General features: G+C 72.3%; 11 protein-coding genes. 7 read left to right on the forward strand and 4 right to left on the reverse strand.

Features of this window, described 5'->3' with window-relative positions; translation table 11 throughout:
* Window positions 1–51 precede the first annotated feature (51 nt).
* The 4 genes from FNH09_RS36550 (at window position 52) to FNH09_RS36565 (ending at window position 4,893) form a co-directional block, all read left to right on the forward strand.
* Window positions 52–246 (forward strand): hypothetical protein, encoded by a 195-nt coding sequence (locus FNH09_RS36550; protein WP_152894192.1) that lies wholly within the window; start codon window positions 52–54, stop codon window positions 244–246.
* 261 nt (window positions 247–507) lie between these two features.
* Complete coding sequence (gene tatA / locus FNH09_RS36555) at window positions 508–789, forward strand: Sec-independent protein translocase subunit TatA (RefSeq protein ID WP_152894193.1); 282 nt, start codon at window positions 508–510, stop codon at window positions 787–789.
* 47 nt (window positions 790–836) lie between these two features.
* Window positions 837–1,787: a twin-arginine translocase subunit TatC gene (gene tatC, locus FNH09_RS36560; RefSeq protein WP_152894194.1), complete on the forward strand. Its 951-nt coding sequence runs from the start codon at window positions 837–839 to the stop codon at window positions 1,785–1,787.
* 253 nt (window positions 1,788–2,040) lie between these two features.
* On the forward strand, window positions 2,041–4,893 hold the full coding sequence (locus tag FNH09_RS36565; RefSeq protein WP_152894195.1) for a DEAD/DEAH box helicase: 2,853 nt from the start codon (window positions 2,041–2,043) through the stop codon (window positions 4,891–4,893).
* A gap of 52 nt (window positions 4,894–4,945) precedes the next feature.
* Here FNH09_RS36565 and atzF read toward each other — a convergent pair whose 3' ends face one another.
* From atzF to FNH09_RS36585, 4 genes are read right to left on the reverse strand one after another with little or no spacing between them, the layout of a single operon-like run.
* Window positions 4,946–6,604, reverse strand: coding sequence for an allophanate hydrolase (gene atzF / locus FNH09_RS36570; protein WP_152894196.1), 1,659 nt, complete (start codon window positions 6,602–6,604; stop codon window positions 4,946–4,948).
* Between the two features lie 26 nt (window positions 6,605–6,630).
* Entirely contained in the window at window positions 6,631–10,149 is a 3,519-nt protein-coding gene (locus tag FNH09_RS36575) for a 5-oxoprolinase/urea amidolyase family protein (RefSeq protein ID WP_152894197.1), read from the reverse strand.
* A complete protein-coding gene (locus FNH09_RS36580; RefSeq protein ID WP_152894198.1) occupies window positions 10,146–10,751 on the reverse strand; it encodes an urea amidolyase associated protein UAAP2 in 606 nt (201 codons plus the stop codon). Before FNH09_RS36580 ends, FNH09_RS36575 begins: the two co-directional genes overlap by 4 nt.
* Window positions 10,748–11,572 carry an urea amidolyase associated protein UAAP1 gene (locus tag FNH09_RS36585; protein WP_152894199.1) on the reverse strand — a complete coding sequence of 275 codons (825 nt, stop codon included), beginning with the start codon at window positions 11,570–11,572 and terminating at the stop codon, window positions 10,748–10,750. Before FNH09_RS36585 ends, FNH09_RS36580 begins: the two co-directional genes overlap by 4 nt.
* Window positions 11,573–11,773: 201 nt before the next feature.
* On the opposite strand from FNH09_RS36585, the gene FNH09_RS36590 reads away from it, so the two are divergent.
* The 3 genes from FNH09_RS36590 to FNH09_RS36600 all read left to right on the forward strand — a co-directional run bounded on the left by FNH09_RS36590 (window position 11,774) and on the right by FNH09_RS36600 (window position 14,723).
* Window positions 11,774–12,400: a TetR/AcrR family transcriptional regulator gene (locus tag FNH09_RS36590; RefSeq protein WP_152894200.1), complete on the forward strand. Its 627-nt coding sequence runs from the start codon at window positions 11,774–11,776 to the stop codon at window positions 12,398–12,400.
* A 296-nt stretch (window positions 12,401–12,696) separates the two neighbouring features.
* Window positions 12,697–14,319 (forward strand): ATP-binding protein, encoded by a 1,623-nt coding sequence (locus tag FNH09_RS36595; protein WP_152894201.1) that lies wholly within the window; start codon window positions 12,697–12,699, stop codon window positions 14,317–14,319.
* Complete coding sequence (locus tag FNH09_RS36600; RefSeq protein WP_162469645.1) at window positions 14,316–14,723, forward strand: roadblock/LC7 domain-containing protein; 408 nt, start codon at window positions 14,316–14,318, stop codon at window positions 14,721–14,723. The genes FNH09_RS36595 and FNH09_RS36600 overlap by 4 nt, the downstream gene beginning before the upstream one ends.
* The last annotated feature ends 138 nt before the right edge of the window (window positions 14,724–14,861 follow it).

Raw genomic sequence — 14,861 nt, forward strand, 5'->3', positions numbered from 1 at the left:
GCCCGGGGGAGCGGCTGCGGCGGCCGGGGCGGCACCTACTAGGCTCGGCCCATGTTCTGGCCGATGTTCGCGGTAGCTGTGGGTTTCCTGGGTCTCGCCGTGCTGGGCGTGCTCGCCGTGCGCGTGTTCCTGGAGGCGCAGCGCCTCGGCCGGCAGGTCGCGGACTCGGCGCGCCGGATCAACAGGGCGGCCGAGGATCTGGAGCGGGCCGCCGCGAGCACCGCCCGTGCCGTGGATGCGCTGTGAGTGACGCTGTCGGAGCGCTGTGAGTCCGTATCGGGCCGCGTTTTGGGGCACTTCGCCCTGTCGTCCGGGTCGTCGGGACAGGTACGCTGCTGATCGCGGTGCGGAGAACGAGGCCCACACCGTGGACCGGGAGTACGCACGGGGATTGCTTCGCGTTCACCCCTGAGCGTTACGATCGCTGACACACGATCGTTCGGATATGCGTCCGAGTGGTCGGACAGCACGCCACACCCAGCCGCCTCGGTGAGAAGGTAAAGACTTATGTTCGGAAGGCTCGGAGCTCCCGAGATCATTCTCATCCTCGTCGTCATCATCCTGCTGTTCGGCGCGAAGAAGCTTCCGGACATGGCGCGCTCGCTCGGCAAGTCCGCGCGGATCCTCAAGAGCGAGGCCAAGGCCATGAAGGAAGAGGGCAGCACCGCCCCGGCCCAGGCGCCCGCCACCGACGAGCAGCCCCCGGCGCAGCGCACCATCCAGGCCGCCCCCGGCGACGTGACCAGCTCCCGCCCGGTCGCCGAGCCGACGGACACCACCAAGCGCTGACGCGGGGCCGGTGATCCCCGGCCCGCCGTACGAGATGGGAACGTGGGTTGCTGAAGCCTGCCCGCAGTCAGGAGAAGGACCCGGAGGGGCGGATGCCCCTCGCGGATCATCTTCGCGAGCTCCGCAACCGGCTCGCGAAGGCGATGCTCGCCATCGTCGTAGTGACGGTCGTCGCCGCCTTCTTCTACAACGAGATCATCAACTTCCTCACCAAGCCGATCCTGGACTCGGTCGGCTGCGGGAAGTCCTTCGAGGAACTGGCCGCAAAGACCGCGGACGGGCAGCAGTGCGCGCGGATCACGATCAACGGCCTCCTCGCCCCCTTCACGCTGGCCCTTCAGGTCTCCCTGATGGCCGGCGTGGTGTTCGCCTCACCGGTCTGGCTCTACCAGCTCTGGGCGTTCGTGGCGCCCGGCCTGCACCGTAGTGAGAAGAAGTACGCCTACGGCTTCGTGGCAAGCGGCGTGCCGCTCTTCCTCGGCGGCGCGTACTTCGCCTACCGGGTGCTGCCGACCACGGCGCAGGTGCTGATGCAGTTCACGCCGCACGGCGTCGACAACCTGCTGCCGCTGGACGACCTGCTCCAGCTCGTCACGCGCATGGTGGTCGTCTTCGGGCTCTCCTTCGAGCTGCCGCTGCTGCTGATCATGCTCAACCTGACCGGTGTGCTCACCGGCACCCGCATGCTCGGCTGGTGGCGCGGCATGATCATGGGCATCACGGTGTTCGCGGCCGTGGCCACGCCGAGCACCGACCCCATCTCCATGCTGGCGCTGGCCGGACCGATCTGGGTGCTGTACTTCGCAGCGGTCGTCTTCTCGCTGCTGAACGACCGGCGCAAGCGCCGCCGTGCGGCCGAGGGCCCCGGCGACGACGAGGCCTCCGAGCTGGACCTCACTCCCGAGGACATCGGCGAGGCCGAGTCCGTCGGAGCCGGGCGGCGGCTGCCGGAGCAGACCACCACGGACCGGGTCAACGGGTACGACGACGTGACCTGACGGGCGGACGGCAAGGGCGGGCGGCGCCCACCGACGGCGGGCGCAGGGCCGGCCGCGGACGGCACGCCCCGCCCCGCCGGACCTTCCCGATCCCCTTCGGCTCCGCCGCGGAGCACGGCCGGGGCGCCCACCGGGCGCCGCCGGCCGTTTCGCGCTTCTACGGGCCCGGTCCTGTGCCGCACCTCGGGCGGCAGACCGCTACCGGCGCTGTGAGCTGGGCGGATCCAAGGTTTCACGGACGTGGATCCGGATAATGATCGTCCTGTTGTCAGCGGCGCCCGGTACGCTCGAAAGCACGATGACAGAGGACCTCTCACCGGCCGAGCGGTACGCCGCCGCACGCAGGCGTGCGGCCGAGCAGGCCACCGCGCTCGCCTCCTTCCGCGAGATGTACGACTTCGGCCTCGACCCGTTCCAGATAGAGGCCTGCCGGGCGCTGGAGGCGGGCAAGGGCGTGCTGGTTGCCGCACCCACCGGCTCCGGCAAGACGATCGTGGGCGAGTTCGCCGTCCACCTCGCCCTGCAAGAGGGCAAGAAGTGCTTCTACACGACACCCATCAAGGCGCTGTCGAACCAGAAGTACGCCGACCTGTGCCGCCGTTACGGCGCGGACAAGGTCGGCCTGCTCACCGGCGACAACAGCGTCAACTCCGACGCCCCCGTGGTCGTGATGACCACCGAGGTGCTCAGGAACATGCTGTACGCCGGCTCGCAGACCCTGCGGGGCCTCGGATACGTGGTCATGGACGAGGTGCACTACCTCTCCGACCGCTTCCGCGGCGCGGTCTGGGAAGAGGTGATCATCCACCTGCCCGAGTCGGTCACCCTCGTCTCGCTGTCGGCGACCGTGTCCAACGCCGAGGAGTTCGGCGACTGGCTCGACACCGTCCGCGGCGACACCGAGGTGATCGTCTCCGAGCACCGGCCGGTCCCGCTGTTCCAGCACGTGCTCGCCGGCCGGCGGATGTACGACCTGTTCGAGGAGGGCGAAGGCCGCAAACGGGCCGTCAACCCCGACCTCGCCCGGCTGGCCAGGACGGAGGCGAGCCGGCCCACCTACCAGGACCGCAGACGCGGCCGGGCCATGCGCGAGGCCGACCGGGAGCGCGAGCGCAGACAGCGCTCGCGGATCTGGACGCCCAGCCGCCCCGAGGTCATCGAACGCCTCGACGCCGAAGGGCTGCTGCCCGCCATCACGTTCATCTTCAGCCGCGCCGCCTGCGAGGCCGCTGTCCAGCAGTGCCTCTACGCGGGCCTGCGGCTCAACGACGACGAGGCGCGGCTCAAGGTGCGCCGGATCGTGGAGGAGCGCACCGCCTCCATCCCCTCCGAGGACCTGCATGTCCTGGGCTACTACGAGTGGCTGGAGGGCCTGGAGCGGGGCATCGCCGCCCACCACGCGGGCATGCTGCCGACGTTCAAGGAGGTCGTCGAGGAGCTCTTCGTCCAGGGCCTGGTCAAGGCCGTGTTCGCCACCGAGACCCTCGCCCTCGGCATCAACATGCCCGCCCGCTCGGTGGTCCTGGAGAAACTCGTCAAGTGGAACGGCGAGCAGCACGCCGACATCACCCCCGGCGAGTACACCCAGCTGACCGGCCGGGCCGGCCGGCGCGGCATCGACGTCGAGGGCCACGCGGTGGTGCTGTGGCAGCGCGCCATGAACCCCGACCACTTGGCCGGACTCGCCGGCACCCGCACGTATCCGCTGCGCTCCAGCTTCAAGCCGTCGTACAACATGGCGGTCAACCTGGTCGATCAGTTCGGCCGGCACCGCTCGCGCGAGCTGCTGGAGACGTCCTTCGCCCAGTTCCAGGCCGACAAGTCGGTCGTCGGGATCTCCCGGCAGGTGCAGCGCAACGAGGAGGGACTGGAGGGCTACAAGACCTCCATGACCTGCCACCTCGGCGACTTCGAGGAGTACGCGGGACTGCGCCGCGAACTCAAGGACCGCGAGACCGAGCTGGCCCGGCAGGGCGCGAACCAGCGGCGCGCCGAGGCCGCAGTGGCCCTGGAGAAGCTCAAGCCGGGTGACGTCATCCACGTGCCCACCGGCAAGTACGCCGGTCTGGCCCTGGTCCTGGACCCCGGGCTGCCGGCCGGGCGGTCCAACGGCCACCGGGGCTTCGAGCAGCACGACGGGCCGCGCCCCCTGGTGCTGACCGCCGAACGTCAGGTCAAGCGGCTGGCGTCGATGGACTTCCCGGTGCCCGTCGAGGCCCTGGAGCGGATGCGGATCCCCAAGTCCTTCAACCCGCGCTCCCCGCAGTCCCGCCGGGACCTCGCCTCCGCGCTGCGCACCAAGGCCGGGCACATCCCGCCGGAGCGGGCCCGCAAGCAGCGGTCGCAGGCCGCCGACGACCGGGAGATCGCCCGGCTGCGCACCGCGCTGCGCGCCCACCCCTGCCACGGCTGCGACGAGCGCGAGGACCACGCCCGCTGGGCCGAGCGCTACCACCGGCTGCTGCGCGACACCTCGCAGCTGGAGCGCCGCATCGAGGGCCGGACGAACACCATCGCCCGCACCTTCGACCGCATCGTCGCGCTCCTGACCGAACTGGACTACCTGCGCGGCAACGAGGTGACCGAGCACGGCAAGCGGCTCGCCCGGCTGTACGGCGAACTCGACCTGCTGGCCAGCGAATGCCTGCGCGCCGGCGTCTGGGAGGGGCTCGCCCCGGCCGAACTCGCCGCGTGCGTCTCGGCGCTGGTGTACGAGGCGCGGGCCGCCGACGACGCGATGGCGCCGAAGGTGCCCTCGGGCAAGGCCAAGGCCGCGCTCGGCGAGATGGTCCGCATCTGGGGCCGGCTGGACGCGCTGGAGGAGGACTTCCGGATCAACCAGACCGAGGGCGTCGGCCAGCGCGAGCCCGATCTCGGCTTCGCCTGGGCCGCGTACATGTGGGCGTCCGGGAAGGGCCTCGACGAGGTGCTGCGCGAGGCGGAGATGCCGGCTGGTGACTTCGTGCGCTGGTGCAAGCAGGTCATCGACGTGCTCGGGCAGATCGCGGCGGCCTCCGCCGCGGAGGGTTCGACCGTGGCGAAGAACGCCCGTAAGGCGGTCGACCTGCTGCTGCGGGGCGTGGTCGCCTACTCGTCGGTGGGATGACCGCCCGGCCGAGCGGATGCGGGGGGTGACCCTCCGCACCCGCTCGGCCTCTTCAGGGGGTTCGCCGTCCGGCGTCCAGATACGCCCGCCAGCCGCCGTGGGCCGTGATGTCCTCGGCGTCCGCCAGCGCGCCCGGTTCGCACAGGAAACCGGCGACCCGGCTGCCGTCCGCCAGTTCCACACTGCCCAGGGCCATCGGGCGGGGGAGCGTGGTCAGCAGGTGGCCCAGGCCCTCCGCCGGGAGGCACCAGATCTCCGTCTCGATCCCGGCGCCCGCCTCACCCGCATGGACCAGCCCCGGCTTGGGCGGCTCGGTCCGCAGTGCGTGCAGCCGGTAGACGGGCGCGGTGGTGGTCGTACGGTCGAGGCGGGCGCCCAGCGCCAGGAGCTGGGGGTTGAGGGGCTGCCCGGACAGGTGCGCCCCCACCACGGCCAGCCGGGTGCGCGGCCGCAGCAGTCCGGCGATCCGGGCCAGCCGCTCGTCCGTGTGCGCCGGTCCCACCAGCATCACGCCGAACGGCAGACCGTTCACCTCCCCGGCCGGGACGGCGACCGCGGCCAGGTCGAACAGGTTGGTCGAGTTGGTGAAACGGCCCAGGCGGGCGTTGGCGCCCAGCGGGTCGGCGGCGACCTCGGCGAGGGTGGGATGCCCCGGAGTGGTGGGCAGCAGCAGGGCGTCGGCGTCGGCGAGCTCCGCGAGTGCCCGGGTGCGCAGGGCGGCGAGGCGGTCCTGGTCGGCGTAGAGCCGGTGGGCCGGAATGTCCCGGGCCCGGGTGATGACGCCGGCCACGGTGGGGTCGAGTCCCTCCCCGCCCCCGGCGAGCGACTTGTCGACGAAGCTCCCCACCGCGGTGTACCGCTCGGCGACGAACGCGCCTTCGTAGAGCATCGCGGCGGCCTCGGTGAACGGGGTGAGGTCGATGGGCCGTACGTCGGCGCCCGCGGCCGCGACCTGTGCGACGGCCGCCGCGCAGGCTTGCGCCCAGCCCGGGTCGAGCTCGCCCAGCTGCCCCGGCGCGGGGACCGCGACCCGCCACGGGCCGGGGGCGCGTGCCGGGACCGCCCGGCCGGGCGGCTCCACCATGTGCGCGAGCGCCTCCTCGGCCTCCGGGAGCGTACGGGCGAACACCGTCACGCAGTCGATCGAGGCGCAGGCCGGGACCACGCCCGTCGTGGGGACCAGCCCGCGGGTCGGCTTGAGGCCGACGATGCCGTTGAAGGCGGCCGGGACCCGGCCCGAGCCCGCGGTGTCCGTGCCCAGGGCGAGATCGGCGATCCCGAGGGCCACCGCGACGGCCGAGCCGGAGCTGGAGCCGCCGCTGATGCGGTCCGGGGCGTACGCGTTGCGGACCGCGCCGTAGGGGGAGCGGGTGCCGACCAGGCCGGTCGCGAACTGGTCCATGTTCGTGGTGCCCAGGACGAGCGCACCGGCCGCGCGCAGCCGGGCGACGACCTGGGCGTCGGCCCGCGGCTGGTAGGCGTACCCAGGGCAGCCGGCCGTGGTGGGCAGGCCGGCCACGTCGATGTTGCCCTTCACCGCCAGCAGGCGCCCGGCGAGCGGCAGCCGTTCACCGGCGGCCACGCGCGCGTCGATCGCCTCGGCCTCGGCCTCGGTCTCCGCGCGCGGCCGCAGATCGATCCAGATCTCCGGGCGGTCCACGGCCTCGATGCGCCGGTACGCGGCCTGTACTCGGGACAGGACGGGGGGCATACGTACTCCTTGTCGGGATCGGGAGGTCAGGTCCGGGTGGCCGGTGACAGGACGATCAGTGCCGTTCCCGCCTCGACCTGGTCACCGGGCCCGGCCAGGACCTCCGCGACGACGCCCGCGGTCGGCGCGTGCACCCTGGACTCCATCTTCATCGCCTCCAGCGCGAGCAGCGGCTGACCGGCGGCCACCTCGTCGCCCGGCCGGACGTTCACCTGCCAGACGGACGCCGCGAACTCCGCCTCGATCAGCCTGCCGCCCGCCGGGACCGTCACCGCGGCCGGGGGAGCCGCGGGCGCGGCGGCCGCCTCCGCCCGGGTGAACTCGCCCGCCGCCGTCCAGGCGTCCCGCTCAGCCGCGAACGCCGACCGCTGGTGCGCCTGGAACTCCCCGATGGAGTCGGCGTGTTCGGCCAGGAACTCCTGGTACGCGGCGAGCGAGAAGGTGCCCTCCTCGATCCGGGGCACGAAGCGTCCGGACACGATGTCGGCGCGCAGGTCCAGCAGTTCGTCCGCGTCCACCGGATACCACCTGATCCGGTCGAAGAACCGCAGCAGCCAGGGCGAGCCCGGCTCGAACGCGCCGCGCTGCTGCCATGGCGACCACACCTGGGTCGTACGGCCCACGAACTGGTAGCCGCCGGGGCCCTCCATGCCGTAGACGCACAGGTAGGCCCCGCCGATGCCGACCGAGTTCTCGGCGGTCCAGGTGCGTGCCGGGTTGTACTTGGTGGTCACCAGGCGGTGACGGGGATCCAGCGGCGTGGCCACCGGCGCTCCCAGGTACACATCGCCCAGACCCAGGACCAGGTACTCCGCGTCGAATACCGTGCGGTAGACGTCCGCGACCGACTCCAGGCCGTTGACCCGGCGGATGAACTCGATGTTCCACGGGCACCAGGGGGCGTCGTCGCGCACGCCCGCCATGTAGCGGGCGATCGCCTCCCGGGTCGCCGGGTCGTCCCAGGACAGCGGCAGGTGGACGGTGCGCGAGGGCACGACGAGCCGGTCGGTGGGCGGCAGCGCGGCGGCCGTCTCCCGCACCCTCGCCAGCAGTTCGCGCTGCGTCAGGCGTTGCGGGTCGATGTGGATCTGGAGCGAGCGGATGCCGGGGGTGAGGTCGGTGATCCCGTCGAGCCCGGCCTGCGCCACCGCCTCCATCAACGCGTGGACGCGCATGCGCAGCGCCAGGTCGAGCTGCATCGGGCCGAACTCGACCAGCAGATTGTCGTCGCCGCTGCGCCGGTAGGTCACGTCGCCGTCCCGGGCCAGGATCCCGCCGTCCGTGATCCCGGCGCGCGGCGAGCCGTCGACGTCCACGGGCACGAAGCGCACGATGTCGCCCGGCCGCAGCTGGCCCAGCTTCCACCGTTCGGTGCTCAGCACGGTCGCCGGGCAGACGAATCCGCCGAGCGAGGGACCGTCCGGGCCGAGCAGCACCGGCATGTCTCCGGTGTAGTCGACGGCGCCGACGGAGTACGGGGTGTCGTGGATGTTGGACGGGTGCAGGCCCGCCTCGCCGCCGTCGGGGCGGGCCCACCGAGGCTTGGGGCCGATCAGGCGTACCCCGGTGCGCGCCGAGTTGAAGTGGACCTTCCAGTCGGCGGCGTAGAAGGCGCGGATGTCGTCCTCGGTGAAGAACTCCGGTGCCGCGTGCGGGCCTTCGGTCACGCCCACCTGCCACACCGGGCCGTGCGACGGGCGGTCGGCGGCGGGCACCGGGGCGCCCTCGGTGACCGAGCCGCCGTGCAGCACGTCGCCGGTGCGCAGGGCCCGCCCGCCGTGTCCGCCGAAGCGGCCGAGGGTGAAGGTGCTCGCGCTGCCGAGGAAGGCGGGCACGTCCAGGCCGCCGCCCGCGAACAGGACGTAGGTGCGCAGGCCGTGTTCGGCGGGCGCCCCGATCGCGAGGACCCCGTTCGCCGGCACGGTCACCGGCTCCCACTGCGCGACAGGGGTGCCGTCGACGGTGACCGGTGCCGCGGCGCCGGTCACGCACACGGTGGTGGCGTGACTGAAGCGCAGGGTGGGGCCCTGAAGCGTGCACTCCAGGCCGGGCGCGCCCTCGTGGTTGCGCAGCGCCCGGTTGCCGAGCCGGAAGGACAGGTCGTCCATCGGACCGCAGGGCGGCACTCCGACCTGCCAGTGGCCGGTGCGACCCGGCCAGTCCTGCACGGTGGTGAGGGTGCCGCCGGAGACGACCTCGACGCGAGGGGTCGGGTCGGCGACCCGGGCGAGGGTGGCCGTGGAGTGGGTGGTGGCCAGGAAGGCTCGGTCCGTGAGCGCGGCCCGCACCAGCCCCAGGTTCGTCTCGATGCCGTCGACGCGGGTGCGGGCGAGGGCCTCGGCCAGCCGCCGCAGCGCGTGCGCCCGGTCGGGGCCGTGGGCGATGACCTTGGCGAGCATCGGGTCGTACGCGACGGTCACCTCGGTGCCGGTCTCCACCCAGCCGTCGACACGCACCCCGGCCGGGAACTCCACGCGGGTCAGCAGGCCGGCGCTGGGCCGGTGACCGTGCGAGGGGTCCTCGGCGTAGAGGCGGGCCTCGACGGCGTGGCCGCGCGGGGCGCCGGGGTCGCGCACGACCTCGCGTTCGCCGCGGGCCAGCCGCAGCATCCAGGCGACCAGGTCGACGCCGTACACCTCCTCGGTGACCGGGTGTTCCACCTGGAGGCGGGTGTTGACCTCCAGGAAGTACGCCTCCTCGCGGACGGCGTCGTAGACGAACTCGACGGTGCCGGCCGAGCGGTAGTCCACGGACGCGCACAACTCGCGTGCGGACCGGGCGAGCCGGTCGCGGACCGCGGCGGGCAGCCCGGGGGCGGGCGCCTCCTCCAGGACCTTCTGGTTGCGGCGCTGGAGGGAGCAGTCGCGGTCGCCGAAGGTGACGACCTTGCCTGCTCCGTCGCCGAAGACCTGTACCTCGACATGGCGGGCGTGTTCCACGAGCCGCTCCAGGAAGACCCCGGCCGAGGAGAAGGACGCGGCGGCCACCCGCTGGACCCGGTCCCAGGCCTCGGTCAGTTCGTCGGCGGAGCGACATGCCGACATGCCGATACCGCCACCGCCGCCGGTGGCCTTGAGCATCACGGGATAGCCGATGCGCGCGGCCGCCTCGACCGCCTCCTCGGGGGAGGCGAGCAGCCCGGTGCCGGGTGCCAGGGCCACGCCGGCCCGCTCGGCCGCCGCCCGCGCGGTGTGCTTGGCGCCGAACAGCTCAAGCTGCTCGGGGGTCGGGCCCACGAACACGATCCCGGCGTCCTCGCAGCGACGCGCGAAGGCCGCGTCCTCGGAGAGGAAGCCGTAGCCGGGGTGGATCGCGCCCGCGCCGGTGTCCTTGGCCGCCTTGAGTACCAGGTCGGCGTCGAGGTAGGACTCCTTGGCGGGCGCCGGGCCGAGCCGTACCGCCTCGTCGGCGAGCCGGACGTGCGGGGCGCCGCGGTCGGGGTCGGAGTACACGGCGACGGTGCGCAGGCCGAGTTCGCGGGCGGTGCGGATGATCCGTACGGCGATCTCGCCGCGGTTGGCGACCAGCAGGGTGTCGAAGGTCATGCGTCCGCTCCGGTGATCGTCATCTCCACAGCGGTCGGCTCGAAGCCGTTGCAGGGGTTGTTGATCTGGGGACAGTTGGAGACGAGGACCAGCACGTCGCGTTCGGCGCGCAGGGTGAGGGCCAGGCCGGGGGCGGAGCGGCCATCGACGATGCCGAGGGTGCCGTCCCGCTCGACGGGCACGTTCATGTACCAGTTGATGTTGGAGACCAGGTCGCGCTTGCCGAGGCCGTGACGGGCGCCCTCGGCGAGGAAGTTGTCCACGCAGCCGTGCTGCGACCAGGTGTGGTGGCCGTAGCGCAGGGTGTTGGACTCCTTGGAGCAGGCGCCGCCGACGGTGTCGTGCCGGCCGACGTCGTCGGCGAGCACGGTCATCAGCGGAGTGTGCTCGTTGGACAGCAGCACGCTGCCCGTGGTGAGGAAGATGTTCCCCTGGGCGTGGATCGTGTCGGGCGCGCTGTAGCGGACGGACGTGTCGTGGGCGTCGTAGACGAGGAAGTCGACGGCCTGGTTGCCGTGCAGGTCGGTGATGGTCAGCGTCTCGCCCATGCGGACGACGGACGACCAGGCCGCGCGGGCCGGGACCACGGTCTTCGTGCTCATGCGAGCCCCCTCGCGGCGAGGAATTCGGCGGTGTTCAGGAAGGCGCGGCGGCCCTCGGGGGTGGCGTCCCACAGGGGGTCGCCGGGCGCGGTCGGCGCCGCGCGCCAGGCGAGCACCTCCAGCGGGCCGCTGAGGTAGTCGGGGCGGGGGTCGACCGGGTGGGGCACGTTGGCGATCAGTACGGTCACGTCCTGTTCGGCGCGCAGGGTGACGCTGCCGCCCGGGCCCGCCGAGCCTGTGAAGTCGAGGGAGCCGTCCTCGAGTACCGTCACGCCCTGGAAGAAGGACAGCGACGGCGGCAGGTCGCGTGGCGCGAGGCCGTTCTTGGCGGCGGCCAGGACGAACAGCTCGCGCCCGGCCGGGGACGCCGAGTGCGCGGTGCCGTCGCCGTAGCGTTCCGTGTTGCGTACGAGGGTGGAGGTTCCGCACAGGGCGTCGTGCCGACCGGAGCTGTCGGCGACGACCGTGGCGAGGACCCGGCCCTGGTCGGAGAGGAGCAACTGCCCCTCTCCCAGGTAGGCATTCCACTGGACCTTGACCGTGTCGGCGACGTTGAGGCGCTCCCAGGGCCGGTCGGCGGCGAACAGCAGCAGATGCGCGCAGGCGTCGCCGCGAAGGTCGGTCAGGCGCAGTTCGGTGCCGCGGGACAGGACCCGATGGGTGTAGTTGCCGCCGGCCACCGTCTCGGCCCACACCAGCGGGCCCGCCCCGCAGGGCGGGGCCGGCCAGTTCTCGGCGGGCACGACGGGCATGGCGTCGGCGCGCCCGCCCGCCTGGGCGCGCGCATGGGCGCGGGCTTGGTGTGTGGTCGCTGTCGCCATCGCGGGACCTCCGGCTCGGGTTCGCTCGTGCGGCTGGTCTTCGGGGTTCACTCGTGTCGGTGTTCATGCCTGCGGCGGTATTTCTGTCGCCCGACAGAAATTAGGGGCGGGTCGCGTCGCCGGCATTGCCCCCGTATTGCCGGGCGGTAACCGAGCCCTCACGGAGATCGGCGGGAGGGGCGGTGTGCGAGGATCGAACGCATGGAGACGAGCGGCGGGCGCAGGGTCGGCAGGCCGCGGGCCGCGCAGCGCCCGGCCAGCGGTCTGGAGCCGCGTGACGAACTCCTCGCCGCTGCCGCGGAGTTGTTCACCACGCGCGGCTACGCGGCCACCACCACGCGGGCCGTGGCCGAGCGGGCGGGCATGCGGCAGGCGTCCATGTACCACTACGTCTCCGGCAAGGAGGAACTCCTCGCCGCGCTGCTGGAGTCCACGGTCACCCCGTCGCTGGCGTACGCCCGTGAGCTGCTCGCCGACGACGTGGCACCGGCCGAGGAGCGGTTGTGGCGGCTGTGCCGCACCGATGTGGAGCTGCTGTGCGGCGGCCCGCACAACCTGGGCGGCCTCTACCTGCTGCCCGAGGTGCGCATCGAGCGGTTCGCCGGCTTCCATGCAGTGCGTGCCGAACTCAAGGACGCCTACCGGCAGTTGCTCGCCGCGACCGAAGCGGGCAGCCGGCTCGGCAAGGGTGAGCTGGAACTGCGTACGGACCTGGTGTTCGGGCTGATCGAGGGCGTCATCCTGGTGCACCGCTCCGACCCGGAGCGGCCGGTCTCGGCGTTCGCCGAGGCCACGGCGGACGCGGCGCTGCGGATCGCCGGAGCCTGACCGGACCGCCGGAGCCTGACCGGACCGCCGGCCGTCGCCCCCGTGCGGAGGTCGCCGACCCCGCACGGCGGGTTGTCGCACGCCCGTAAGTCGTCACGCAGTGTGTTCGAAGTGCGGCCCAGCGTGCAAATGGGGCCGAGCGTACTCCTGTTGCGCGGGCGATTTCAGATGCTTGCTGAATATGACGCTGCGTTGATCCGGTCGGACTAAGCTCGCCCGCAGCGCACCGGGTTGGTATGTATTCGTGCGTTTGTTCCTAATTGGCGAACAGATCCCGATTCGTTTCGAGGGCCTACATGGTGAGTGTCCAGTCCCCTCCAGACCGCCGCGAACTCCCTTACGCGCGGGTGCTGTTGCTGCCCGCCATACTGATGGCCACGGCGACCGGGGCCGCCGTCGCCCTGGTGACGCACCCGGCCCGGATCGCAGTCGGCCTGTGCGGCGCCCTCGCCACGGCTCTCGTGACGGCCGCCGGCGCCGAGGCGGTCCGCCGGGGCCGGCGACTGCGCCAGGCACGCGCCGACCACGCCCGTCACTGCGCGTATCTGGAGGCCCAGGTCGCCGCCCACGACGAGGTCAACCGCAAGCTCGCCCAGGAGGTCCTGCCGACCGCCCTGAAGGTGATGCGCGGCGGGAACACGCCCCGCGAGGTGATGCGGCACTTCATCGACTCCGACCCCGCCTACGGCGACCTCTCCGAGGCGCACCGCACCGTCGTGAAGACCGTGCTGGAGATCGTCGACCGCGAGGAGATGATGCGCGACTCCGCGCAGCGCGCCTTCGTCAGCGTCGCCCGGCGGGTCCAGGCCATCGTCCACCAGCAGGCCGGCGAACTGCGGGAGATGGAGGAGGACCACGGCCGCAACCCCGAGGTCTTCGACGACCTGCTGCGCATCGACCACGGCACCTCGCTGATCGGCCGCCTCGCCGACTCCATCGCCATCATCGGCGGCGGCCGGCCCGGTCGCCAGTGGCCCCAACCGGTCCCGCTGTACAGCGTGCTGCGCGGCGCCATGTCCCGCATCCTGGAGTACCGCCGCATCAAGCTGGACTCCATCGCCAAGGTCAACATCCGGGGCATCTCCGTCGAGCCGCTCATCCACGCGCTCGCCGAGCTCATGGACAACGCCACCCGCTACTCGCCGCCGCAGACCGACGTCCACGTCAACGCCGTCGAGGTGCAGACGGGCATCGCCATCGAGATCGAGGACGCGGGCGTCAGTCTCGGCGAGGAGGCCCGTGCCAGGGCCGAGGGCCTGCTGGAGGCCGCCAAGGCCGGCGTCGACGTCCAGGACCTCAGCGACACCCCGCGTCTGGGCCTCGCGGTCGTCGGCCGGCTGTGCACGTCGTTCAACCTTCAGGTGTCGCTGCGCGCCTCGGCGTACGGCGGGGTGCGCGCCGTCCTCGTCGTACCCGCCGAGATGATGACCTCCGACCCCGCGCCCGGCTTCGCGCACGGCATCGGCGCCACCGCCGTACCCGCGATCGACCTGGGCGCGCTGGAGGGACCCAAGCGGCCGCCGAAGAAGCGCCGCCCCACCAGCCCGCGCATCCCGGACCAGGTCTCCGCGCAGGACGACGTCCCCGAGGTCACGGAGTGGACCGGGAAGGGCCTGCCGCAACGCCGCAGCCGTATGAAGACCCCGCTCGGCCAGCGCTACGCCGAGGCCGCCGCCTCCGAGCGCGCCGCCCGCGAGGGCACCCCCGACATCTGGACGCAGGCCGAGGCAGAACCCGAGCCCGAGCCGAAGAAGGACGAGCGGGAGCCCGGACTGTGGGTCGAGGCCTTCTGGGAGGGCCTGAAGAAGGACAACCCGGGCCCGGACCCGACGGACTTCACGCGCAACCCGACCGCGTACACGCATCTGATCGACAAGCCCGCCCGCTCCGGGGCCGACGACGAGGGGGACTTCAAGTGATCCAGCAGCGAGCGAACTTCGACTGGATGCTCAAGGAGCTCTACAAGAGCGTTCCCGGCATCGAGATGATCGTGGTGCTCTCGGCCGACGGACTGCGCATCGCCCGCTACGCCGGTGACGAGGACGCCGCCGACCGGGTCGCGGCCGCCTGCGCGGGCCTTCAGAGCCTGGCCGGCGCCGTCGCCCAGGAACTCCCGACCAGCGACGGCGAGATGAAGGTCGTCATCATCGAGCTGAACGGCGGCTACTTCTATCTGATGGCGGCCGGCGCCAACGCCTATCTCGCGGTCCTCGCCGACGTGGTCTGCGAACCCGGCAACATGAGCGCCCACATGCGCGACCTCGTCGTACGCATCGGCTCCCATCTGACCAGTCCGCCCCGACGCAACGGGCAGACCGTATGACTCCTCCGCAACGCCGAGCCGGTACTCGAACGCCGGCTGCTGACCGCGGGCAGCGATCTGTACGAGGTCGTCCTGGCCCACCTGGTCACCGCGGACCTCGACCGGCCGGCCCTCGGCCCGCCGCCTCGACCGGAGGAA

It is taken from the genome of Streptomyces adustus (assembly GCF_009377175.1).
In the GTDB taxonomy this organism is placed as follows: Bacteria; Actinomycetota; Actinomycetes; order Streptomycetales; family Streptomycetaceae; genus Streptomyces; species Streptomyces adustus.

Bases quoted from the DNA above. Each gene is read 5' to 3' on its own strand.
- FNH09_RS36585 (WP_152894199.1), bottom strand. From the start codon at position 11,572: ATGGCGACAGCGACCACACACCAAGCCCGCGCCCATGCGCGCGCCCAG.
- FNH09_RS36550 (WP_152894192.1), top strand. From the start codon at position 52: ATGTTCTGGCCGATGTTCGCGGTAGCTGTGGGTTTCCTGGGTCTCGCC.
- FNH09_RS36580 (WP_152894198.1), bottom strand. From the start codon at position 10,751: ATGAGCACGAAGACCGTGGTCCCGGCCCGCGCGGCCTGGTCGTCCGTC.
- FNH09_RS36595 (WP_152894201.1), top strand. From the start codon at position 12,697: ATGGTGAGTGTCCAGTCCCCTCCAGACCGCCGCGAACTCCCTTACGCG.
- FNH09_RS36590 (WP_152894200.1), top strand. From the start codon at position 11,774: ATGGAGACGAGCGGCGGGCGCAGGGTCGGCAGGCCGCGGGCCGCGCAG.
- FNH09_RS36565 (WP_152894195.1), top strand. From the start codon at position 2,041: ATGATCGTCCTGTTGTCAGCGGCGCCCGGTACGCTCGAAAGCACGATG.
- atzF (WP_152894196.1), bottom strand. From the start codon at position 6,604: ATGCCCCCCGTCCTGTCCCGAGTACAGGCCGCGTACCGGCGCATCGAG.
- tatA (WP_152894193.1), top strand. From the start codon at position 508: ATGTTCGGAAGGCTCGGAGCTCCCGAGATCATTCTCATCCTCGTCGTC.
- FNH09_RS36575 (WP_152894197.1), bottom strand. From the start codon at position 10,149: ATGACCTTCGACACCCTGCTGGTCGCCAACCGCGGCGAGATCGCCGTA.